The following is a 22,523-nucleotide window of genomic DNA, read 5'->3' as shown; positions in this document are numbered from 1 at the left end:
TGAATATTCAAATGAATTAAAAAGAATTATAAACATTTAGAATTTGCTAATTCAAAAATAAAGAACGGCCCATTAAAGCCGTTTTAAACTATAATAAATGAGTTATCCAATCATTATTTTTATTTTCATAGTAAATCTCGTTAAGATTTTCTTCTTCAAAAATCTTCATCATATCAATAAATCCATCAGCAAGTTTATAGTTTTCTATTTCATCTCTCTTAATCCAAAAAACTTTTCCCTCGTTAGAAGATCTTAGCTTTCCTTTAAAAGTATTTGTTTTAAAAAAGATAACTATATATCGATACTCTCCATCTTTATTTGTAAACTGTTTAAATCCACAAACCTTACATTGCTCAATGTCTAAGCCAGTTTCTTCTTTCACTTCTCTTATAACTGAATTAACAAATGATTCTTTTGGTTCTACATGACCACCTGGAAAAGTTATTCCGGGCCAATTCGGATTTACTCTGTCTTGCACTAAGATATTCCCTTCATCATCATAAACCATGCACATATTAGTTATAATAACTTTCTCAGTTCTTTCCATTATTTTTACCATATTTAATAATTTGATAAACAAGATAAGCAAAATATGACAAGAATATTATTATACCTATAATGATGATACCAGTTGTTGCTAGTTCATATATCTTATTAATATTTGTTAATGTTTCTCCAGTTTTATCACTGATTGTAGCAAATATATTCGGATTAATTATTGCTTTTGTTGTTAATATCAGTGTTACAAAAACAACTGTTAATAATTCTTTTATACCATTAGCTATAATATAAGCTAAATTTTTATTATTAATTGTTAATTGATATAGTGTTAATCCCAATTCATAGGCTGCAAAGAATATAAATCCAATTATAAAATATTTTATATTATCTAAAAATAAAGGCTCAACTAACTTTAATTGACTTTTACTTCCTTCAACTAATTCATACCATCCAAAGTGTTTACTATGATTAATAATCAAGTAAATAAATAAAACAGTAAACAATGTATTAAAAACAAAACTAACAATCACATTTATTTTATTAATAGGTTTTTCATTTGTTTTAGGTATATTAGGAAGATCAGTTATTTTCCAATCTTTATTCTTTTCTTTTGCTGTTGTTCTTTCAATTATAACAAAAATAATTGTAACAATTAGTGCTGCAGTTATTGCCCCTTCAATTAATCCAGAAATTCCTTTTGATAATACATTCGTTATAAGTTCTATAACACCATAGTTTTTACTTACAAAAAATATCGATAAAACATTAACAACCATTACAAATAATCCCAGTGATACTGCAGCAATCTTTAAAATACGTATATAATCGTCATAATAACTTGGCGATATTAAATAGTTATTAGTTGAATTATTATACCTAGCAGCTATTTCTCTTGGTTTCCCTAGATCTTTAAGAACTTTTTCAACTTCTAAATCACTTGGATTATCTGGTAACATATCATAGATGTTTGTTAATAATTCTTTTTTTACATCTTGTCGTTGATTTTCATTAATTCTTCTTGTTACATCATAAACATATCGCTCTACATATTTATTCATTTTTATTACCTCCTAGAATTATTCTATTCATATTTTCTTGCATGCTTACCCAAATTTCAATAAGTTCCTCTAAAGTTTCAATTCCTTCTTTATTTAAAACATAAAATTTTCTTGGTCTTGATTCATTTGTATCCCAACTAGAAGTTAGTAAACCTTGCGATTCCAATCTTCTTAATAGTGGATACAATGTTCCTGATTCAATATTCACATCATTTTTTTCTAAAATACTTAATAGTGAATAACCGTATTGTGGTTCTTTCAAAAATGTTAAGACGGCAATTATTTGTACACCACGTTTTAATTCTATACTTAAGTTCTCAATAACTTGATTACGCATTTTAATAATCATCTCCTATCACTACGATTATATTATATTGTATGACTTACATTATTGTCAAGAAAATAATATAAAAAATATGTAAAAAAAAGGAGTGTTATTTATAACACTCACATTTTATTAAAATTCCATCTTATCTAATAACTCTTTTAATGTTGTTGCTGACTTAACTAATTGTTGTTGCTCATGAATCGATAATTTTAGATTAACTACATGATGAACACCATCACGATTTAAAACAGCAGGTAGTCCAATATAAAGATCTGATGGTATATTATATGCCCCACCATTATATGCAGAAATTGGAATAATTCTATTCTCATTGCTTAATATTGCATTTGTAATACTTACTAATGTCATACCTATTCCGTAATAAGTTGCATTTTTACGTTTAATAATCTCATACGCTGCATTTTTAACATTATTATAGATTTTATCTAAATCATTAAAAGTTATTTGTTCCATTGATTCAATAACATCAACAATTGGTTTTGCTCCAACATACGCATTAGACCAACAAACAAATTCAGAATCACCATGTTCCCCCATAATATATGCATGAATGTTTTTTACACTAATATTAATCTTATCAGCTATTTCATATCTAAGTCTTGCTGTATCAAGTGCTGTCCCACTACCAAAAACTTTTGATGTTGGTAATCCTGATGATTTCCAAGCCACATAGGTCAAAATATCTACTGGATTTGAAGCCACAAGTATTATTCCGTTAAATCCACTTTTCATTATTTCTGTAACTACTGATTTAATAATTTTAGCATTTCTATTCAATAAATCTAATCTTGTTTCACCATCTTTTTGTGAAACACCCGCAGTAATAACAACAATATCTGCATCTTTACAGTCGCTATATTCTCCAGCGTATATCTTCATCTTTCTAGGAGCATATGATAAGCCATGATTTAAATCCATTGCCTCACCTAATGCTCTTTCTTTATTTATATCTATTAAGACTATTTCCTCTGCAGTACCTTGATTAATCATTGAGTATGCATAACTCATACCAACCATTCCAGTACCAACAATAACTACTTTACTACTTGCCATATAAATTTCACCTCTTTATATTTTTATCAAATTAATTATACTACAAAATAGATAAACATGTATACATATATGAATACTGTTTATTGATAATAACGCTAACAATATTTAGAGTTAGAAATAGTTTATATAATTAAAAATAGTGCTTATTATACACTATTTTATTCATTATCTTCAAGTTTTAAATTTTCTAATTGATTAAGTTTTCCTTCTTCAATAAGCTTGAACTTATTACTTATCTTATTTGTTGTTACATTAACATCTTTAATGTCTTTAGTTAATGTATCTGCGGTCCTTTCAAGTTTAGACCATCTTTCTGCATAGCGATTAAATTCAATAGCAAGTAGTTTTAATTCTTCAACTATTAATCTTGCTTGTTTATCTCTTTCCATATTCTTAACAATTGTTTGGATTATTGTTAATGTTGAAATTAAAGTTGTTGGTGAAACTAACCAAACCTTTTTCTTATTACTATAATCAATTAAATCACTATGGTTTGAAATTATTTCAGCAAATATTGCTTCCGCCGGAATAAACATTATTGCTTGATCAGATGTTTCATTAATAATAATATATTTTTTACTAATGTCATCTATATGCTTTTTAATATCATTTTTAAACTGTTTTATAGCCAATATTTGATCAGAAGAACTTAAATTCTTATCATACATATTTTGATAACTATTCAGCGGGAATTTAGAATCAACTATTATACTTCCAAGTGGTTTGGGTGCATAAATTATAACATCAGCAATATTTCCATTAGATAGTTGTTTTTGTTCTTGATATAATTCATCGTTATCACCTAAAACAGCATTTAATAAATGGTGTAATTGAATTTCACCAAATGTTCCACGCGTTTTTTTGTCAGTTAAAATATTATTTAAACTGAATACTTCACCAGAAAGTTTTTCAATATTTTTTTGAGCTTCATCAATTTTAGTTAATCGTTCAACAACATTAACAAATGTTTCTTGTGTTTTTTTAAATCCTTCACCAAGTCTATTATCAACTTTATCATTAATGTTTTTCAATTGATCATCAATTTTTTTAACCATTATTTCTCTAAATTCTAGTAAGTTGTTTTTATTCTTTTCATTTGATTCATTCACAAGTTTCAATAAATCTAATTTTAAATCACTATACTCATCCTTTAAATATAATTTCAACTGTGTTTGAATATCTTTTTGTTTATCAATCAAATCATTTGAATTATTGTCATTTCTTTTTCCTTTAAATATTAACAAAACAAGAAGAAGTATCACTAAAACTAAAAATCCTAAAATTACATATTCAATCATTATTACACCTCTTTATTCAATATCTTCTAAATAATAAATATTTTGAACAATTGTTTTATTACCATCATATATTTCTTCATTTATTTCTACATAAAAATGAATATACGTATCATTTGAAAGAATTAGATCATTAACAGATGTTATAAATCCATCATCGTTTAATTTTTTGGCATAGCCAGTAGATCTATAATTATCATCGCCTAAAACAGCAGAATAATATGCTTCCTCATAGACACGACTTACAAAATCAGTACAATAGTATTTTCTTCGCATATTTAGAAAGAATAAGAAGTTATATAGTGCATCATTATCAATTTTTTCTCTTGCTCTATCCACTGCTAAATCCAAGTAATTATTGTATAAAGCGTCAGCATTATTTTCATTAATAAATGGGTTTTTAACTCTTAATCCAATATATCTGCTACGATAGAATTTTTCAAAATAATAATTATCACTTATATCATCTGCTTGATACCAATAGTTATAACCATTTTCTGAGGCAGTAGGACTAAAACCATGTCCCTTTTTTCCATTAGAAAATATTATATCAAAAATACTTTCATCTGAATTGGGATATCCTGTAGCTTCAACAAATTTTTCTTTTTTACCACTTTCTTTGGTTGATTCTGATTTTATAGCAGCGTGACCACCATAATAATAACTCATAAACTGATGAAATCCCCAAACATTTGGAAATGGTGATTGCCTAGTTGCAAATATATCTCCATATCTCCCAAGCATTTGTTTTTCCTCATCTTCAAAAACATTCTTTTTATCGTTAATTTCATCAAATGTTTCACGTGGAACTTCCCAATATTTTCTAACATATTCATCTTCAATATTCAAAACAAGAACTGGGTCATTACCCGCTCTCTTTTTAAAAGTACTAATCATACTATCAACTTTAATATTCTCATAAACTGTAAAAAATAAACTATATATAATTCCAAATAACATGGCTAGTAATAATATTTTGATAATCTTTTTTGTATATCTTATAAACTTCATAATTGATCACCCAACTTTCTATAATTATAACATAAAAAAAGATGGCTATATAACCATCTTTATCTAATTTATTTATTTGTTGGCTTTATAATAATTGATCTCTCTTCACCTTCACCAATTGATTCTGTATAAACATCACGCCATTCAGCTAATTTACTGTGAATTATGCGTCTTTCATAAGCATTCATTGGATCTAGTTTTACTTCAATTCTAGTTCTAGCAACTTCTTTTGCTGTTTTAGTTGCCATAATTTCTAATTGTTTTTGTCTATTATCATTATAATTCCCAATATCAACATTAACTAACAAATACTCATCTGTAAAAATATTCAAGTAGTTTCTAACTAAAAACTGTAATGATTTTAATGTTCTACCTTCACGTCCAATTAAAAGTGCATTTTCTTCACTATATAAGTTATAGTATATTTCTTTGCTATCATTTTTAGTACGCATTTCCATTTGGGCATCAATTCCAAGGTTTTTTAAAATATCTTCAATATATGATTTACCTTCTAAAGCTAAATTTACTTCAGGAGTTACATCGTAAGTAGTAGAAGCACCGATTCCTAGAATACCACGTTTTTCTTTTATGATATTAAACTTAAGTTTATTCAAAGGAATACGTAATGCTTGAATCGCTTTTTTTTCAGCTTCTGCTAACGTTTTCGCTTCAATTTCAACTTTTTTCAGCATTATTTTTCACCTTTTTTCTTTATCTCAGCATCAATTATTTCTCTTGATCTTCCGTATAATTTTTCTTCTTCAAGCTTTTTATATCGTTTTTCATTTAATTGACGATTAAACAATGTTTGAGCCATTGAATATATGTTACCAATAATCCAATAATAAGAAACTGCAAAACCAGGTGTAACATATGAAGTCATTACCATCATGAAAATCATGAAGTAGTTAACCATTTTCATTGTTTTTTCAGTTTGCATTCCTTGAGGATTTTTATTTTGTTGAGGAACATTTTTTGCATAACTTGGTTTCTTAGATGAAATTCTTTGTAACGCAAACATAGTTAAACCAACAAGAAGAGTAAAGAATATTTTTGCTACCATTCCATTACTATCTAAATCTAATCCAAAAATCTTAGTATTTGCTACATTATTAGCAAATTGTCCACCAGGTATTGTTATTCTACGAACAACTTCATACATAGCAAAGAAAATTGGCATTTGTAAGAATGGAAGTAGACAACCCCACATACTTATTTTATGTTTTTTATAAATTTGCATCATTTCCATTTGCATTTTTTGTTGTGACTCAGGATCTTTTCTAGTAGCATATTTACGATTTAATCTATCTAAATCTGGTTGAGCGACGCTCATTTTTAATGACATATCATTTGTCTTAGCATATATTGGCCAAGCTAACGTACGTACAATAATTGTTGTTAATAATACGGCAATTGCAAATGATTTACCAGTAATACTTCCAATAAATGACATTGCGAATGCAATTGGCATTTGTAAGAATAACCAGTTCCAGAAAGTAGCAGTTTTTGTACTTAATGGAGCATAACCTTCAGCAAGCCATACTTTTAATGTAATAGGTTCTGTAATATTATCAATAGTAGCAGTAACATCTTTTGATACATAGTTAATATATTTTCTGTTTTCAATTAAATCATCACCTTCAGGAAATCCTGTAAAAGTAATATTGTCTTTTGAAATTGCTGATGATTCACCATTTGCTTTTAAATCATAAAAATCAACATTTTCACCTGTATAAACATATGAATCCGTTAAAATTGCTCCTGTTGATGCAATTTCACCTTTATCATTTAGTTTTACATAGTTTACTGCAACACCAATTGATTCAGATGTAGTTTTCTTTTGATATTGATTAAATTCAATTTTTTCATTTGATCTTTTATCTAAAAATTCTTTACTTAACTGATTAGCACTTACAGTATAGATGTATTTTTTTACATTTGCATTTTTAATATCTAAACCTTGTTCTGCAACTTCAGTTTCAGTTAAAAATTCAGTTGTAGCAAATTGATATTTAACCTCAGCCTCACCTCTAAGTTCAACTTTAGTTAATTTACCATTATATAAAACAAACCAAGCTTCAATACTTACTTCTTTGGTATTTGTAAATTCATCAACGAATGTTTTATCTGTCAATTGATTATGTACAACAAAAACTGGTGTTTCGTTTTTTTGATCTTTATTACTACGACAAGAGGATAATAAAAGTGCCGTAAATAATAATACAACAACCAAAAGGGCTTTATTAATTTTTCTCATTCTCATTCTCCATTATCTTTAAATTTCTTAATAAGTTTAAAATATACTTATTAATCTCATCATAATTCAATTGGTTGGCCTGAGGCTTAATAACAATAACAAAGTCAATTTCTTTTTTAATCGTTTCTTGATTAAGTCTGATTATTGATCTTATTTGTCTCTTGATCTTATTTCTTGAAACAGCATTACCGTATTTTCTACCGATTGACATTGCAAATCTAAAATTAGCATTTTGACTCTCTTCTTTTATATATATAGTAAAATATGAATTTCCTTTTTTGATTTTTCCTTTAAATAAGACATCGATTTCGCTTTTTTTCTTTATTCTATATTTTTTTTTCATAATTTACTTTTAAAAAAAAGAATCACTTAAATAAAACAATTGTTTAATCATTTTAATCAAGTAATTCAAGTATTTTAAAATGCTAAGATTTATACAGCTAATCTTGCGCGTCCTTTTTTACGTCGACTAGCAAGTACGCGGCGTCCCCCAACGGTTGACATTCTAGCTCTAAATCCGTGAGTTTTACTGCGTTTACGATTGTTAGGTTGAAATGTTCTTTTCATATATGAAACCACCTTTCTCTATGCGAAACCATGCCTAATAATTATATCTTTTAATATTATGTTTGTCAATACTTATTTTTCTAATATTTTTTATGTGTGTGGTTATCTTATAATAATGTCTTAGAAGCTAATGTGCAAAATATAGTAAATAAATAGTCATTTTAAATTCTTTGATATTTACCAACAATATAATGTGGATAACTTTACTTGTTTTTTACAACATTTTATCAACAATGTTAGTATGTTAATAACTTTATCACAGCCTAATAGACACTTTATAGGTAAAAAGTTATCCACATTTTGCTTATTTATAAACGGTTATAAACAAAGTTATCCACAAAAAGTGTGGAAAAATAGATATTCATTTTCCTTATTTATATGTTATTATATTGTTACTTATGAAAGGGGAAATAACAATGAATATTTATGATCAACTTTGGCAGAAAGTTTTAGTCGAACTTGAAAACACGTTGGAAGAAGAAACCTATCAAGATATCTTTGAACCAATTAAATCAACTCATAAATATAGCAACGGAAATATTTTTGTCTTAGTACAAAATGATTTCGTTAAAAATCGTATTAATCGATTTTATTTACTAAAAATAAATGATTATGCTGAAAAACTTCATCCTGAAAAAGTCCGTTTTAAATTTGTAACAGAAGAAGACCTTATACCCGAAGAAACACTTACAAGTCCTGAAAGAGATTTAGATAAAAAATATCGATCAGGAAATTTAAATGCAACATATGCATTTGATAATTTCGTTGTTGGTAAGAGTAATATGTTCCCCTTTAGAATGGCAATGAAAGTAGCGGATCAACCTGGGATGGTAGCTAATCCACTTTATATTTTTGGAGATGTTGGATTAGGAAAAACTCACCTTATGCAAGCAATCGGTAATTACATACTAGATAGTAACGTTAATGCTAGAGTTTTATATGTAAAAGCTGATACATTTATTGAAGATTATGCAACATTAGTAAAAAAAGAAAAAATGGACGATTTTTATGCTAAATATCGTGATATTGATGTATTTTTAGTCGATGATATTCAAATTCTTGCTGGAGCAAAGAAAAGTCAGATGGAATTCTTCAAATTATTTGACTATTTATACCAACAAAACAAGCAATTAGTTATTACAAGTGATAAACCTGCATCAGAATTAAAAGATATTATGACGCGTTTAACATCGAGATTTGAAGTTGGATTATCAGTTGATATTCAAGTTCCAGATCAAGACCATCGTGTGGAAATTTTAAAAAGAAAATTATTAAATGAAACCTCTGATTTACATGATATTAATAACCAAGTATTAGAGTTTATTGCTTCATCATTTGTAACCAATATTAGAGAACTTGAAGGTGCTCTAAAACGTGTTTTATTCTATTGTCTAACAAATAATCTAGATTTAAGTATTGAAACTGCTAAAGAAGCATTAGAGCCCTTGTTAAAAACTAAGAAGACAAGTAATTCATTGAATGAAAATAATTATGATAAAATTCAAAGTCTAGTTAGTGATTTTTACGGAATAACTGTTACTGATTTAATCGGTAAAAGCCGAAAATCAAAATATGTACTTCCTAGACATATTGCTATGTATTTAATAAAAGATAGTTATAATATTCCTTATGCAACAATCGGAAACTTATTTGGTGGCAGAGATCATTCAACAGTTTTAACCGCATGTGAAAAAATTGAGAATGAATTAAAACTTGATTCATCGTTAAAAGTTGCTATTGAGACAATTTCAAAAAAACTTAACAACAATCTATAAACATTAATTTGTGTGTGAATAGTGGAGTAAATATGGTATAATAATAGGTGTATTAAGCCATTTAGTATAGTTATCCACTTATCCACATTGACTAATAATAATAAGTATTTAAATATTAATAAAATAAAAGGAGAAATTACCATGACTTTTTCAATTAGCAGAGACACTCTATTAAACAATCTAGTTATAATGCAAAAAGGGTTACCTAATAGAACACCACTTCCAATATTAACAACAATTAAATTTGAAGTTCGTGAAGATCATATTGTATTAACATCAAGTAATACTGATATTGCTATTCAAGTTTTAGTTGATGAAGATGATTTAACAATTACGAAAAGTGGTGTAGTTGCAATATCAGGAAAGTATTTAATTGATATTGTTCGAAAAGTTGACTCTAAAAGAATTGAATTTTCATTAATTGAAGATCGTATAATTGTTATTAAAGCTGATAGATCAGAATTTAAATTAAGATTAATGGATGCAAACGACTATCCTGAAATTGATTTTTTAGATGGAACAACAGAACCATTAACAATTGATGCAGATTTATTAAAAAATATTATCAGAGAAACAAGTTATGCAGCAGCAATAAGTGAAAAAAGACCAATATTAACTGGCGTTAACTTTAAGTATAACGAAAACAAACTATATGCAGTAGCAACTGATAGTTATCGTTTAAGTCAAAAAGAATTAAAGCTTAGATCTAAATCAGATAACTTTGATATTGTTATCCCAAGTAAAAGTTTAGATGAATTAAGTAAAATTTTAGATACAGCAACATCGGATGTTCATTTATATGTAAGTCCAAATAAAGTTTTATTTAAAATTGATAATATTTTATTTCAAACAAGATTATTAGAAGGGGCATATCCAAATACAGTTAGAATAATTCCAACTGAATTTCCGGTTGTTATTCCATTTAATAAAGAAATATTATTATCTGCAGTTGAAAGAGTTTCTCTTCTTTCTCCAAAAGATAAAGATACAAATTATAATATAATCAAATTAAAACTGAACTCAAATCATTCTGTTGAAATTCATTCAACTAATTCAGAAATTGGAGATGCAAATGAAGTAGTTTCTCCATCAGCTGATGTTACAGGATCTGTAATTAACATTGCTTTTAGTTCAAGATATTTGGTTGAAGCATTAAAATCTTTCAATTCACCAGAAATTGTTATAAATTTTGCTGGTGAAGTTAAACCTTTTGTTATAAAAGGAACTGAAGATGAGAATTTGCTTCACTTAATATTACCAGTTAGAATTGACTAATATTTATGATATATTAAATTTAATTGAAAATAAAACACAGATAAAAATCAAAGAGATAAAGATATAACAAGGTTAATGCCTTGTTTTTTTTATGAAGATAAAATTAATAGTTTTATTTGAAAATGTTTGAAATTCTTTAGTTATTTCTTAATATGATATAATTGAAAAATGGGGTGTTAGATATGACTGAGGTTAAACTAGCAAAGGGATTAAAGTTTCGAAGCTTTTTGGTTAGACATTTAACACCAAGTTTTAAGATAGAAAAATTACCAAGAAGTAGAAAACTTCTTAATTTTATAAAGGGGAAGGCAACAAAAAAACTTAAGTTTGAACAAGTTTTTATTGAAAGAGATGATAAAAGTCTTTTAAGAGTTTGTGTTTATAGACCACTAACTGAACAAGTGAATGCTCCAGGAATAGTATGGTTTCATGGTGGTGGTTACGGAACAGGTATTCCAGAGATGGATGAATCAAGGATTAAAATGATTATTGAAGAAAGCAAAGCAACTTTAATATCTGTTGATTATACTTTATCATTTGAAAAACCATATCCCCATGCACTACTTGATGCATACTTAGCGTTAGAATGGTTTTATAATAGTACCCTTAAATACAACGTTAATAAGAAACAAATAATTGTTGGAGGTATAAGTGCTGGTGGTGGACTTGCAGCAGCATTAACCTTATATGCAAGAAAAAAAGGTAAAATTAAAATCGCATTTCAAATGCCGTTATATCCTATGTTAGATGATCGAATGATTACAGACTCATCTAATAATTCGATAGATCCTATATGGACACCAAAAGATAATCGGATTGCATGGGATTATTATTTAAGAGACTTTGATCGAAATCATTCGGATATTATTTATGCTGCGCCCTCCAGATGTGAAGATTTATCCAATTTGCCACCATTAATCTCATATGTTGGCACTGTAGATACTTTCTACGATGAAACAGTACTTTATGTTGATAAATTACGAAAAGCAGGTGTAGAAGCTAAATTAAAGGTTATAGAAGGAGCTTGCCATGCTTTTGATGTTTTAGCTCCACGATCACTTGTAGGAATTGAAGCTAATGAGTTTTTTTCAAGTGAATTTAGATATGCATTAGATAATTATTTTACAGAATAAATAAGAAGGTTATTATGACTTTCTTTTTTTTATTTAAATAGTACTTTACTTGTCGTAGTAGTTGTGGTAGAATTTAACTACTACGATAAACATAGTAGATTGGAAGTGATTATAGTGATAAGTAGTGATTACATAAGGGGATATAATGATTTAATGATTTTATCACTTTTAAGTAAATCTGATTCATACGCTTATCTTATTTCAAAGCAGATTAAGGAAATAACAAATGGTAAATATTTGATTAAAGAGACAACCTTATATTCTGCATTTACAAGATTAGAAAAGAATGGATATATTGAGTCATATTATTTAAAAGTACAAACTGGTGGTAATCAAAGAACATACTATAAGATTACTGATAATGGAATAAAGTATTTGAAAGAGAAAATAGAAGAGTGGAATCTAACAAAAAATGTTGTAGATTTAATTATAAAGTGAGGTATTTAATATGAACAAAACATTAGAAGTATTTATTGAAAATTTATTTTTAGGAATTGAACAAACAGAAGAAATAAAAAGAATAAAAAAAGATATTACAATCTCTACAGATGAAAAATATCTCGATTTAATATCTGATGGTTTAACGAATAATGAAGCTATTGGACAAATAATAAGTGAATTTGGAAGTATTGACGAAATACTAGAAGAGCTGAAAATAACTAGTGAACCTGATGAAGATTTAATTATTATTGATGAAACATATTTAAAAAAACAGTATAAAAACGTAAAACTTGGATCGTTGTTGATTGGACTTGCAACATTTCTACTTTTAACATTGTTAGGAAGCATTGCATATATTGATGAAGCAAATATTATAACAACTATTGATCAAGGAACAATCTTCTTAATTGGTCTTGTAGTACCAATAGCATTATATATTTCTGGTGGTCTTATCTTAGGACAAACAAGTCTTTCAAAATCAAATGATTTTAAATTAGAGATACAAGCAAGAAATATTACTAAAAATCTTTTAAGTAAGATAAATTCGAAGTTTATTTTCAGTATTATATTAGGTGTATCACTTTGTATATTAGGGGTTGCTTTTTTCTCAATATCGTCATTATCTAAAATTAATAATAGTAGTATATTCTATATTGTTGGTTTTGCTAGTATTGGTTTAGGTGTGATGGCATTAATTAGCATCAGTGTTCCAAGAGAATATTTATCGACGTTACTTGAGAAAAAGAAACAAAAAAATGATGACGATGAAGAAGAAGAAACTATTACGGATAAAATAATTGGAGCGTTATTTATAGTTGCAACAATAATATATTTATTATTAGGATTTTTAAAGAATCAATGGGGAACAGCTTGGATTGTTTTCCCTATAACAGGTCTATTAACGGCTTTAATATCAATCTTTAAAAAAAGTGATAAATAAGTTGTAAAGAATTTGTGAATAGATGGAATAGTTTAAATAAAAACAATACAATAAAATAAAAGGAGTTCTTTTAATGAGAGAAAATATCTTAGAAGTAAAAGATTTAATTAAAAAGTACGATAAAATAACGGCTGTTGATGGTATAAATTTTTCAGTTAAAAAAGGTAGTTTATTTGCTTTTCTAGGGCCAAATGGTGCTGGTAAATCAACAACAATTAAAATCATTACAACGCTTTTAAAACAAGATTCTGGATGGTTTATGATTAATTCTAATTCTGATGAAGATTATATTAGAAAAAAAATTGGAGTTGTTTTTCAAGATAATGTTTTAGATGACTTTCTAACAGTTAAAGAGAATCTTATCTATCGTGGAAGTTTATATATAAATAATAAAAATGATATCTTGATTCGATATAATCAATTAGTTGATAAATTAAGTTTGAAGGAAATCGAAAATCAAAAGTTTAAAGATTTATCTGGAGGGCAAAAAAGACGAACTGAAATAGCAAGAGCATTATTCTCAAGCCCTGAAATTCTTCTTTTAGATGAACCAACAACAGGGTTAGATCCAGAAACTAGAAAGCAAGTATGGAAAACATTGAATGATTTAAAAGAAAAAGAGAATATAACAATCTTTCTAACAACACATTACATGGAAGAAGCAAGTGATGCTGATTATATTGTCATTATAGATAAAGGTAAGATTAAAGTTGAAGGAACTCCAAGTGAATTAAAGAATAAGTATAGTTTTGACTATTTAAAAATAGTTCCTAATAATAAGAAAGAACTTGAAAATTATATTAGTAATCAAAAAATAGTCTATAAGAAAATAGCAGATCAATATATTATAAAAGTAGATAGTGCAAAACAAGCAATTTCATATATTGAAGATTTAAAAGAAAACATTAAGCAATTTGAAGTTATAAAAGGAACATTAGATGATGTATTTATTAATGTTATAGGTGAAGAAAATGTATCAAATTAGTAACTTAGTAAAAAGAAATATAAAGATTTTTTTAAGAGATAGAACAGCTGTTTTCTTTTCATTTTTATCAGTTATTATTATGTTAGGTTTATATTTTTTATTCTTGAATAATATGTATAGTTCTTATTTGCCTGATGTTATAACAGAGAAACAAAAAAACTTTATTACTACTTCTCAAATGATGGGAGGAATAATTGTTATTAATACACTAACATTATCACTTGGAATGATGGGAAATATGGTAAATGATATTTATTTTAAAAAAATAGAGTCATTCTTAGTTACACCAGTTAAAAGATCTAGAATTTTTATTAGTTATTATCTTTCAACAATGATTGTTACATATATATTATCATTGTTAATGTGGCTATTTACGATTGTTTATGTAGTTATTACAACAGGGTATAGTTATTCGTTTTTAACAATAATATCAGTAAGTTTATTGTTATTATTATTTACATTTATTTCAACTTCAATTATGATATTTATGGTTAGTTTTATAAGATCAGTAAATGCGTTTGGAACAGTTTCAGGAATATTTGGTACACTTATTGGATTTGTATCTGGAATATATATGCCTTTATCAATACTTCCAAAAGCAATGACATATATTTCAAGCGTAGTACCTTTTACTCATATGACAGTTCTTTTGAAACAAAAGTTACTTGCAGATCCATTAAATGTTGTTAAAGATGTTATAGGGGATGATGGAGTAACTTCATTTATGGAAAATTTTGGAGCAAAAAATATTGGGATTTTTAATCAAAATGTATCAACAACATGGATTATGATAGGAATAGTTATACTATCAGTAGTTTTACTTTTAATAACAACTAAAAGATTATCAAGAAAGAGTAAATAAGGGATAAGGAAACTTATCTTTTTATTTTTGAGGAATATTATGATTAAAGAAATTAAAGATCAAAAAATGATTGAAGAAAAATTTAAAAAATTTGATAAAAATAATGATTACTATGGTATTTATGATCAAGATTTATTATTAGATATTTTTTATTTATATAATAATTCTTTTCATTTAGAAAACAAGTATTTAAGTTTCAATTTTAAAAACAGTTATAAAGAAAATATTTTTGAAGACATAAAAAACATTGCTAAAAAACCATTACAAGTAATGTTATATTCTACTGATGAAAGAGTAAAAGAATTAAAAGAAAATGGATTTATAAATATGCGAAAGTGTTATGAAGCAGAATTTAGTTTGAAGGATTTAGAAGAAAATGAATTTAAAGATGTAAGAATTAATAAAACAACAAAGAACACAGAAAAAGGAAATATTATTTCAAGATTAGCTTATGAACATTATAAAATAACACATAGTAGTATTAATCCTTTAACAGCAACTTTTGAGCAATTTAAGCAAACATTACCAGGTAATATCTATTATGAAGAAGTTAATAATGAAGTTATAAATTACACTTTCATTGAAGAAAATGAGATTTGTTATTTTGGTACTACAAAAGAAGAAACATTTAAAAATTTTATTTATCAAATAATGTTAAAAAAAATAAATGATTACAAAGAAGTATTTTTTGAAGCAGATAATACTGATCAGTTAGCAATGATTTTACTTTCCTTATTTAAAAATAAAAAAATTGATACATTTGACACATATATTTTAAAATAGACTAGAACTTATGTACGTACCTTTTATTATGTTGACATATTGTGTGCCATACAGTATAATTAAATGTGTAAAATTTACGGAGGCACTTATGAAATATTTCAAAAAAGTAATTGTTGTTTTTTTTATAATGAACTTAAGTTTTATATTAATTTCATGCCAAAAAAGCAATAAGGTTTATTTTCAAACTAATGGTGGAGAGTCATTAAAAAGTTCGAAAATAAAAGAATACAGTGATTTTAATAGTTCACATATACCAAATAAAGATGGATATGTTTTTATGGGATGGTATGTAGATGAAAATTTAGAAATAGAGTATAAACCTGATGAACATAACAGTTCGCCCGAATTAAGATTATATGCAAAATGGCAAATACCAAGTAACTTTACTAGAGAAGAAATAGTTAATTTATACATAAAAGCTTATGATAAACATGTCGAAGCAAAAAACATGGAAGTTGTTGCTGAAGGATTAGTGAAGACGTCTGCAATTATAGTTGGTGAAATAAATCAAAGATTAAAATCAACTAAAAAAGTTAATGATAGCAACATTTATCAATTAACTGCTTCGTATAGTTCATTAGCTGCTATGTTTTTTGAAGTACAAGGTACAAAAGAAGATATTACTTTAAAAACTGGTGAAGCAAATTCTAAACTAGAAATTGGAAAAGTTAAGAACGAAGAAAAGTCAAATGAAGATTTACATAGAGAAAAATATGGTGTCCTTCCTAATGAATTAAACTATATTGTAAATGATGAAACAGTAGTTGAAGCTAAAGAATATGTATATTCAAATAATAAACATCAATTTACTTTAATTCTTGATAATGAAAAATCAGTAGTTAATTATTTGAAAAATATTAAAGCTACTAATCAATACGATAGTAAACCTGCAATATTTGAATCAATAAAACTTATCGTTGTTATTGGAGTGGATGGTTATTTTGAAAAGATAACATATAATGAAAAATATACAGTGGAAGTAAAAGCACCGATAATTGGTTGGAGTGATCAACCAATGAATGGTAACATCACTGAGATATTCAAATATACAAAATAAAAGGAGAATGAAAATGAAGCTAGTTAAATTTTTAGTAAGTGTTGCTGTTATTACATTATCAGCATTTATGTTAGTTGGATGTAGAGATAAAGAAGTACCAGTTAAAGAAGAAGATAAGAGCGAAATAATTTTTACTGGAACAAAAGACTGGAGTTATACACTTGGAGAAGAAAAACCAGATTTTTATAGTGGTGTTACAGCAAAAGATGGTAATGGAAATGAGTATCAAGTTTTAGTAGATGGATATTCAATTCCAAACGATAAAACTGGAGAATATTCAGTATATTATAAAGCCGTTGATAATGATTACAAGACTTTAGCAATTAAAGAACAAAAAGTAGTGATTACTGCTAATCAAGAAGTAAAAGATAAAACTGCTTTTATACAAGGGTTAAACTTTGGAACATTATTGTCTAATAATACTAAGTTAGAATTAAAAGTAAATATTCCTTTATTAGATACTCCAAATCCAGATCCTGCCAAAGGTGGAGTTGGCATTAGATTAAGAGACATTCAAATAAGTGTTGTTGCATATGCAAATCTAAGTACATATGACCAGGCAAATGCTAATGTAAATATTAATATTAAAGCTGGTTCATTAAATATGATGGGTTATTTTCCTAATGGAACAAAAATGATTATGACTGGACCAGAAGGATTAAATCCAGAAGATAAGAGAAATTGGTTTGAAAATTTAGATTTAGATATAAATTTAGTTGTTAAAGATGGTAATGTATATGAATCAGTTGTTGGTGATATCGTAGTTTATGAAGAAGATACAAAATTATATGATGTAATAAGTAGTTTTGGAATGTATATACCAAAAGAAGGTAAGGCAATTGTTGAAGCTTTAACACCTTTATTAGAAGATCATAAAGAGTATGTAGAAAATGGGTTTACATTGGAACAATTCACACAAACAAAGGAAATATTAGGGCTTATAACTGGATTCCTTCCTTATTTAATTACAGAAGATGTAATCTATTCATCACCTTTTGAGATTGAAATTAAAGATGATATTTTAGTAATTGATAAAATGAAAAATATCTCCTTATTACCTGATCTTGGAATGGCATTACCAATTCCTAATTTAAATCTTCCAATCTTAAGTTTATTAGGTGTTGAGAATTTTAGTATTAAATTAGATGGTACAGATGGAAATTTCAATTCATTAGATATTGCAGCAAAAGTAAAAGATATCACATTTAGTTTAGTCTTAGCAACAAAAGATGTGACTATTCCTGAATCTGATGTTACTGAATATCAAAAAGTTGATGAATTACGTCTTATTACTGCGATTAAAACAATTATGAATCCTGCTGTTGAACCAGAGGTTACTGAATAATTATTAAAATGTTAGCGTTCTGCTAGCTTTTTTTTTAAAAATTAACGTAGAAAAATGTTAATTAATGCAGAAAATGCAATATTTAATTATAAATATAATAATTTTAATTATCTTAGTTTTAAATATATTAATACTATGATATAATGAAAAAAATGGGGGTTGATATCATGCAAAAAAGAAAAAGTCCTTTAGAAGCAGAAAAAACACAAACAACAACTTTAAATAAGCGAGTAAATCCATTAGAGTTGAAAGAAACAGTTATTGAAACTAAAGAGGTTGTCAAAGCACCAAAAGAAACATTTGTTCCATTCAAAATCGAACAAAAAACAAGTTTAAAACGTAAATTCATCATTACAAGATTAAGTAAAGATGTTTTTGAAGCTTTAAAAACTGTTTACCCTAATGAAAAAACTGCACTTATAATTGATAATGCTTTATTAGCTCATTTATATTCAGTTGATAAGAAGAAATACGAGGCAGTAGTTTCAAAATTAAAAGGGAAGGATGTAAAATAGATGCTTATTACATATTTTTGTAAAAAAGGTGGAGTTGGAAAAACAACAATCCTTGGTGAACATGCTGATTATCTTGCATCACTTGGAAAAAAAGTTTTAATTGTGAGTATTGATGATCAAAACTCTATTTTTGAAATGTTTGGTAAATCAAGTGAAGTTTTTAATAGAGAAGATAACTATATTGAACATTTACTTACTGAATCAATTAGTATTGACGAAGCACTTATAGAAATGCGTCCTAATATCGATGGTATCAAAACTCTTAATATTGATATGTTATCAAAAAAATTAACTTTAGAGCGTGCATTTGAGAAACAATTCGTTAATTTAATTGAAGAGTTTAAATCACGCTATGATTATGTTTTTGTTGATTTACCACCATCAAGTAATAGAACAAGTGAGATCATTTTAGAGTTATGTAATCATATTATACTGATTGTTGAATTAAACAAGCTAGGTGTTAATGGTTTCTACAATACTCTTCAATACTTTGTTGATTCAGGTATTGAATTAGATAAGATTAGATATGTTTTACCAAATGGATTCTCTAAGATGAAATCAGTTCCTTCAGTTGCATTAGAAGAAATAGTAACTATTACAAAAGATAATCTTCAAAATGCTATTGTATTAAAACCAATCCCTGAAAAGAGTAATATACAAACTCTTCAACAAAAAGGAATTGTTATTTTTGATGAAGATGTTACATCTTTGAATTATTATCAAAAAAATCAGAAAAAACTTCTAATTGAAGTATTTACTGAATTATTTAAATCAATTAAATTATAAACTGCGAAGAAATTCGTAGTTTTTTTATTTATAAAAAAAGTAGCTTGCTTTATGCAAACTACTATATAGATAATTACTATTCAAGTTCAAGTTTCTTTCTATTATCTACAGCTTCTTTTATTAATGCAGCACTTACACCAATGATACCACCAAGAATAACAATAACAGCTCCCATCATCATTAAACTATGAGGTTTAGCAATATTAAATTCTTCAGTCTTATATGGGATATAACGAGTATTCTCATTTAAATAAGTAATATATAATTCATTAAAATTAGAAGATTCGTTATCCAATTTATCAAGTATATTAATCACATTTTCCTCAAACACTTTATCAACTTTTGGTTCAGTGGCATTCATAATTTGTTCATATTTAGCCATTTGAAATTCTAAAGCATTATTCGTAGTAGTTCTACTAGCTATCTCATCAAGAATAACATTATTTCCGATTGAAGTTCCATTAGTATTTAACTCTGCATAAGTATCTTTTAAATCATTAAGATTCTTTGCATTTTCAATATGGGCATTATTAAGACTATCATATTGGAATTTAGCACGTCTTTTAGTTTCTTCAAAGCTTACTTCTCTAATATAACCATTATTTAAAACTTCATTAGTCAATGAATCAACTAAGACAGTTTGTTCATACCAAATTCTAAATTCTTTTTGAAGTTTTTCAATAGAATTATTATTTATATCAATTTTCCCATATCTTGAAATTAAGTTAGTATACTCAGTATCAATTAGACTATATTGTTTTCTGATTACATTTAATAAATCAGTATAAGTATATTCAGGATCATCTAAGATGCTTGAAGTACTTCTTTGTGATGAAACATTAGGTTTAATATAGTTATAAGCTTCTAAAGAATGGTTTTTTTCTTTTGCAGTGTTAATAATCTTTGTATGGATACTTTCGAGGAATGATTCAGCAAGAATGCTATCATTTCCAAATATAGCTAGTGACATAGTAATTTTATAGTATCTATTTAAGATTTCATCAGTTTTTTCTGATCGTTCCTCAACTATTTCAAGATCCATATTATTATCATTTGTTAATTTCTTTATATCAACATCCTTGAAATCAGTATTAGATTCTTTAATTTCAGTTAAAAAATCACGTGAAATTAATTCTCTATAGTCAAATATAGACCCATCAGGATATTTTTCATTTCCAATATTTTGGAAATTATATGTAAATTTATTTTCGAGTTTAGCACCACTTTTATTTTGTAAGTATATAAAACTTACTCCAATAATAGTAATACCAATCGTTATAAGTATCACTAAAATTTTGTTCTTCCAAATTTTAAACCAAAGATCCAATAAACTTAGTTCTTGAGTATTTTGTTCATTTTCCATAATACATCCCTCTATTTATTAATATTTTTATGTATAAATTATATCATATATTGTTTAAATTTAAAAATATAAAAAAATGATGATTTTAAACTAATAAAATAATGAAACTTATAAGATACTAAAAAAAGTAGATTTAGTTAAGGAAGAAAATAATAAGTTATATAATTATAAAGTAGTAGGTTCTCTATTTTTAAAACAGTTTATGAAGAAGTGATTAATATACTTTTAATAAAGGTGTAAAGCATAATAATTAAAAGTTTAGATGTAAAAATGAAGTTTATATTTAGTATTTAAATGTAATTTACTATTATTTATGCTATATGCAACCTATAGTTAACAAATTGAAACTTGAGACTTATGGTTTTTAGTCAAAATGTAATGTATAATTCATTTATAAAGAGGAGGTCTTAACAATGACTACAGGTGAGAAGATAGCTAAGCTAAGAAAAGAAAGGAATTTAACTCAGGAAGAACTTGCAGATAAATTAAATGTTTCAAGGCAAGCGGTATCAAAGTGGGAAAGCAATATTACTTTTCCAGAAACAGATAAGATTATTGAATTATCAAAAATATTTAGTTGTTCAATAGATTATTTACTATTAAAGGATATTAGTACAAGTATGAGTAATGATGAGTACTCTGACAATAGTCAAGAGAAATTCTATAATAAACAAGGCTTTACAACTGCCATTTATACTGTATGCTTTGGAATATTAATGTTACTAATGTACCTTTTTCCTATTCTTAAAATTAAGATTAATGAGCCATTTTTTCCAACGATAGGTAATGCATTTGTTAAAGTGAATCTATATAATTTATTAGGATCAATTTCTGAGATAGGAAATGTTATTGCATTATTAGCTTTTTTAACAACCATTGCTATTATTGCTGTAGGGGTTCTAATTTACTTTTATCCTAGAAATAAGAAAATATTTACAATTAGGTTCATAATGTCAATAGTATTGTCATCTCTATGGTTGTTATTTTTAGTATTATTTGCAAGTCATGCTTATATAGGAAGTATTACAGTGATTTTATTATTCTCTATAACAAATATTATTTTATTAAAAGTAATAGAGTTTAACAAATTTATAACTATATGAAAGTAGTAGTTAAACATAACTACTATTTCTATACGATATTTTAATAAAAACAGAATGTCCATGATTTTA

24 protein-coding genes are annotated in these 22,523 nt (G+C 26.4%); 13 read left to right on the top strand and 11 right to left on the bottom strand.

What is annotated here, in order from left to right; translation table 11 throughout:
* Positions 1–88: 88 nt before the first annotated feature.
* From EXC62_RS01465 to rpmH, 10 genes are all read right to left on the bottom strand, one after another.
* Complete coding sequence (locus tag EXC62_RS01465) at positions 89–547, bottom strand: 8-oxo-dGTP diphosphatase (RefSeq protein WP_026390129.1); 459 nt, start codon at positions 545–547, stop codon at positions 89–91.
* Complete coding sequence (locus EXC62_RS01460; protein ID WP_162140113.1) at positions 534–1,559, bottom strand: hypothetical protein; 1,026 nt, start codon at positions 1,557–1,559, stop codon at positions 534–536. Before EXC62_RS01460 ends, EXC62_RS01465 begins: the two co-directional genes overlap by 14 nt.
* Positions 1,552–1,896, bottom strand: coding sequence for a PadR family transcriptional regulator (locus EXC62_RS01455; RefSeq protein WP_026390131.1), 345 nt, complete (start codon positions 1,894–1,896; stop codon positions 1,552–1,554). Before EXC62_RS01455 ends, EXC62_RS01460 begins: the two co-directional genes overlap by 8 nt.
* A gap of 120 nt (positions 1,897–2,016) precedes the next feature.
* The gene (locus EXC62_RS01450; protein ID WP_026390132.1) at positions 2,017–2,961 is read right to left on the bottom strand and encodes an L-lactate dehydrogenase; all 945 of its coding nucleotides are present in this window, start codon (positions 2,959–2,961) and stop codon (positions 2,017–2,019) included.
* A 158-nt stretch (positions 2,962–3,119) separates the two neighbouring features.
* A complete protein-coding gene (locus EXC62_RS01445; protein WP_052589702.1) occupies positions 3,120–4,259 on the bottom strand; it encodes a DNA recombination protein RmuC in 1,140 nt (379 codons plus the stop codon).
* A gap of 12 nt (positions 4,260–4,271) precedes the next feature.
* The gene (locus tag EXC62_RS01440) at positions 4,272–5,267 is read right to left on the bottom strand and encodes a hypothetical protein (protein ID WP_026390133.1); all 996 of its coding nucleotides are present in this window, start codon (positions 5,265–5,267) and stop codon (positions 4,272–4,274) included.
* Positions 5,268–5,335: 68 nt separating this feature from the next.
* Positions 5,336–5,959, bottom strand: a complete 624-nt coding sequence (jag, locus tag EXC62_RS01435) for an RNA-binding cell elongation regulator Jag/EloR (RefSeq protein WP_052589704.1) — start codon at positions 5,957–5,959, stop codon at positions 5,336–5,338.
* Positions 5,959–7,524, bottom strand: coding sequence for a YidC/Oxa1 family membrane protein insertase (locus EXC62_RS01430; RefSeq protein WP_026390134.1), 1,566 nt, complete (start codon positions 7,522–7,524; stop codon positions 5,959–5,961). Before EXC62_RS01430 ends, jag begins: the two co-directional genes overlap by 1 nt.
* A complete protein-coding gene (gene rnpA / locus EXC62_RS01425; protein WP_026390135.1) occupies positions 7,511–7,867 on the bottom strand; it encodes a ribonuclease P protein component in 357 nt (118 codons plus the stop codon). The genes EXC62_RS01430 and rnpA overlap by 14 nt, the downstream gene beginning before the upstream one ends.
* Before the next feature lie 89 nt (positions 7,868–7,956).
* Complete coding sequence (gene rpmH, locus EXC62_RS01420; RefSeq protein WP_026390136.1) at positions 7,957–8,091, bottom strand: 50S ribosomal protein L34; 135 nt, start codon at positions 8,089–8,091, stop codon at positions 7,957–7,959.
* A gap of 416 nt (positions 8,092–8,507) precedes the next feature.
* Between rpmH and dnaA the strand changes: the two genes are divergently transcribed.
* The 12 genes from dnaA to EXC62_RS01360 all read left to right on the top strand — a co-directional run bounded on the left by dnaA (position 8,508) and on the right by EXC62_RS01360 (position 19,988).
* Positions 8,508–9,866: a chromosomal replication initiator protein DnaA gene (gene dnaA / locus EXC62_RS01415; protein ID WP_026390137.1), complete on the top strand. Its 1,359-nt coding sequence runs from the start codon at positions 8,508–8,510 to the stop codon at positions 9,864–9,866.
* 141 nt (positions 9,867–10,007) lie between these two features.
* Positions 10,008–11,141, top strand: a complete 1,134-nt coding sequence (dnaN, locus tag EXC62_RS01410) for a DNA polymerase III subunit beta (RefSeq protein ID WP_026390138.1) — start codon at positions 10,008–10,010, stop codon at positions 11,139–11,141.
* Between the two features lie 182 nt (positions 11,142–11,323).
* On the top strand, positions 11,324–12,274 hold the full coding sequence (locus EXC62_RS01405; protein ID WP_035375571.1) for an alpha/beta hydrolase: 951 nt from the start codon (positions 11,324–11,326) through the stop codon (positions 12,272–12,274).
* Between the two features lie 114 nt (positions 12,275–12,388).
* Complete coding sequence (locus EXC62_RS01400) at positions 12,389–12,712, top strand: PadR family transcriptional regulator (protein WP_162140119.1); 324 nt, start codon at positions 12,389–12,391, stop codon at positions 12,710–12,712.
* Between the two features lie 10 nt (positions 12,713–12,722).
* A complete protein-coding gene (locus EXC62_RS01395; protein WP_026390141.1) occupies positions 12,723–13,655 on the top strand; it encodes a permease prefix domain 1-containing protein in 933 nt (310 codons plus the stop codon).
* A gap of 73 nt (positions 13,656–13,728) precedes the next feature.
* Positions 13,729–14,640, top strand: a complete 912-nt coding sequence (locus EXC62_RS01390; RefSeq protein WP_026390142.1) for an ABC transporter ATP-binding protein — start codon at positions 13,729–13,731, stop codon at positions 14,638–14,640.
* Positions 14,627–15,502, top strand: a complete 876-nt coding sequence (locus EXC62_RS01385) for an ABC transporter permease (protein ID WP_026390143.1) — start codon at positions 14,627–14,629, stop codon at positions 15,500–15,502. Before EXC62_RS01390 ends, EXC62_RS01385 begins: the two co-directional genes overlap by 14 nt.
* 39 nt (positions 15,503–15,541) lie before the next feature.
* The gene (locus EXC62_RS01380) at positions 15,542–16,285 is read left to right on the top strand and encodes a hypothetical protein (RefSeq protein ID WP_026390144.1); all 744 of its coding nucleotides are present in this window, start codon (positions 15,542–15,544) and stop codon (positions 16,283–16,285) included.
* A gap of 88 nt (positions 16,286–16,373) precedes the next feature.
* Positions 16,374–17,342 carry an InlB B-repeat-containing protein gene (locus EXC62_RS01375; protein ID WP_026390145.1) on the top strand — a complete coding sequence of 323 codons (969 nt, stop codon included), beginning with the start codon at positions 16,374–16,376 and terminating at the stop codon, positions 17,340–17,342.
* A 13-nt stretch (positions 17,343–17,355) separates the two neighbouring features.
* A complete protein-coding gene (locus EXC62_RS01370) occupies positions 17,356–18,687 on the top strand; it encodes a hypothetical protein (RefSeq protein ID WP_026390146.1) in 1,332 nt (443 codons plus the stop codon).
* A gap of 167 nt (positions 18,688–18,854) precedes the next feature.
* Positions 18,855–19,202, top strand: a complete 348-nt coding sequence (locus EXC62_RS01365; protein ID WP_026390147.1) for a hypothetical protein — start codon at positions 18,855–18,857, stop codon at positions 19,200–19,202.
* On the top strand, positions 19,203–19,988 hold the full coding sequence (locus tag EXC62_RS01360) for a ParA family protein (RefSeq protein ID WP_026390148.1): 786 nt from the start codon (positions 19,203–19,205) through the stop codon (positions 19,986–19,988).
* 76 nt (positions 19,989–20,064) lie between these two features.
* On the opposite strand, the gene EXC62_RS01355 is transcribed toward EXC62_RS01360, so the two are convergent.
* On the bottom strand, positions 20,065–21,351 hold the full coding sequence (locus tag EXC62_RS01355) for a hypothetical protein (protein ID WP_026390149.1): 1,287 nt from the start codon (positions 21,349–21,351) through the stop codon (positions 20,065–20,067).
* Positions 21,352–21,764: 413 nt separating this feature from the next.
* Between EXC62_RS01355 and EXC62_RS01350 the strand changes: the two genes are divergently transcribed.
* A complete protein-coding gene (locus tag EXC62_RS01350; protein WP_162140114.1) occupies positions 21,765–22,454 on the top strand; it encodes a helix-turn-helix domain-containing protein in 690 nt (229 codons plus the stop codon).
* The last annotated feature ends 69 nt before the right edge of the window (positions 22,455–22,523 follow it).

The sequence above is a fragment of the Haploplasma axanthum genome, assembly GCF_900660745.1.
Taxonomy (GTDB): Bacteria; Bacillota_I; Bacilli_A; order Acholeplasmatales; family Acholeplasmataceae; genus Haploplasma; species Haploplasma axanthum.
The sequence above is the reverse complement of the archived record's forward strand: the minus strand, read 5'-3'. Positions and strand labels throughout refer to the sequence as shown.

Coding starts and splice junctions, on each gene's coding strand:
- EXC62_RS01465 (WP_026390129.1), bottom strand. CDS start 547: ATGGAAAGAACTGAGAAAGTTATTATAACTAATATGTGCATGGTTTAT.
- EXC62_RS01460 (WP_162140113.1), bottom strand. CDS start 1,559: ATGAATAAATATGTAGAGCGATATGTTTATGATGTAACAAGAAGAATT.
- EXC62_RS01455 (WP_026390131.1), bottom strand. CDS start 1,896: ATGCGTAATCAAGTTATTGAGAACTTAAGTATAGAATTAAAACGTGGT.
- EXC62_RS01450 (WP_026390132.1), bottom strand. CDS start 2,961: ATGGCAAGTAGTAAAGTAGTTATTGTTGGTACTGGAATGGTTGGTATG.
- EXC62_RS01445 (WP_052589702.1), bottom strand. CDS start 4,259: ATGATTGAATATGTAATTTTAGGATTTTTAGTTTTAGTGATACTTCTT.
- EXC62_RS01440 (WP_026390133.1), bottom strand. CDS start 5,267: ATGAAGTTTATAAGATATACAAAAAAGATTATCAAAATATTATTACTA.
- jag (WP_052589704.1), bottom strand. CDS start 5,959: ATGCTGAAAAAAGTTGAAATTGAAGCGAAAACGTTAGCAGAAGCTGAA.
- EXC62_RS01430 (WP_026390134.1), bottom strand. CDS start 7,524: ATGAGAAAAATTAATAAAGCCCTTTTGGTTGTTGTATTATTATTTACG.
- rnpA (WP_026390135.1), bottom strand. CDS start 7,867: ATGAAAAAAAAATATAGAATAAAGAAAAAAAGCGAAATCGATGTCTTA.
- rpmH (WP_026390136.1), bottom strand. CDS start 8,091: ATGAAAAGAACATTTCAACCTAACAATCGTAAACGCAGTAAAACTCAC.
- dnaA (WP_026390137.1), top strand. CDS start 8,508: ATGAATATTTATGATCAACTTTGGCAGAAAGTTTTAGTCGAACTTGAA.
- dnaN (WP_026390138.1), top strand. CDS start 10,008: ATGACTTTTTCAATTAGCAGAGACACTCTATTAAACAATCTAGTTATA.
- EXC62_RS01405 (WP_035375571.1), top strand. CDS start 11,324: ATGACTGAGGTTAAACTAGCAAAGGGATTAAAGTTTCGAAGCTTTTTG.
- EXC62_RS01395 (WP_026390141.1), top strand. CDS start 12,723: ATGAACAAAACATTAGAAGTATTTATTGAAAATTTATTTTTAGGAATT.
- EXC62_RS01390 (WP_026390142.1), top strand. CDS start 13,729: ATGAGAGAAAATATCTTAGAAGTAAAAGATTTAATTAAAAAGTACGAT.
- EXC62_RS01385 (WP_026390143.1), top strand. CDS start 14,627: ATGTATCAAATTAGTAACTTAGTAAAAAGAAATATAAAGATTTTTTTA.
- EXC62_RS01380 (WP_026390144.1), top strand. CDS start 15,542: ATGATTAAAGAAATTAAAGATCAAAAAATGATTGAAGAAAAATTTAAA.
- EXC62_RS01375 (WP_026390145.1), top strand. CDS start 16,374: ATGAAATATTTCAAAAAAGTAATTGTTGTTTTTTTTATAATGAACTTA.
- EXC62_RS01370 (WP_026390146.1), top strand. CDS start 17,356: ATGAAGCTAGTTAAATTTTTAGTAAGTGTTGCTGTTATTACATTATCA.
- EXC62_RS01365 (WP_026390147.1), top strand. CDS start 18,855: ATGCAAAAAAGAAAAAGTCCTTTAGAAGCAGAAAAAACACAAACAACA.
- EXC62_RS01360 (WP_026390148.1), top strand. CDS start 19,203: ATGCTTATTACATATTTTTGTAAAAAAGGTGGAGTTGGAAAAACAACA.
- EXC62_RS01355 (WP_026390149.1), bottom strand. CDS start 21,351: ATGGAAAATGAACAAAATACTCAAGAACTAAGTTTATTGGATCTTTGG.
- EXC62_RS01350 (WP_162140114.1), top strand. CDS start 21,765: ATGACTACAGGTGAGAAGATAGCTAAGCTAAGAAAAGAAAGGAATTTA.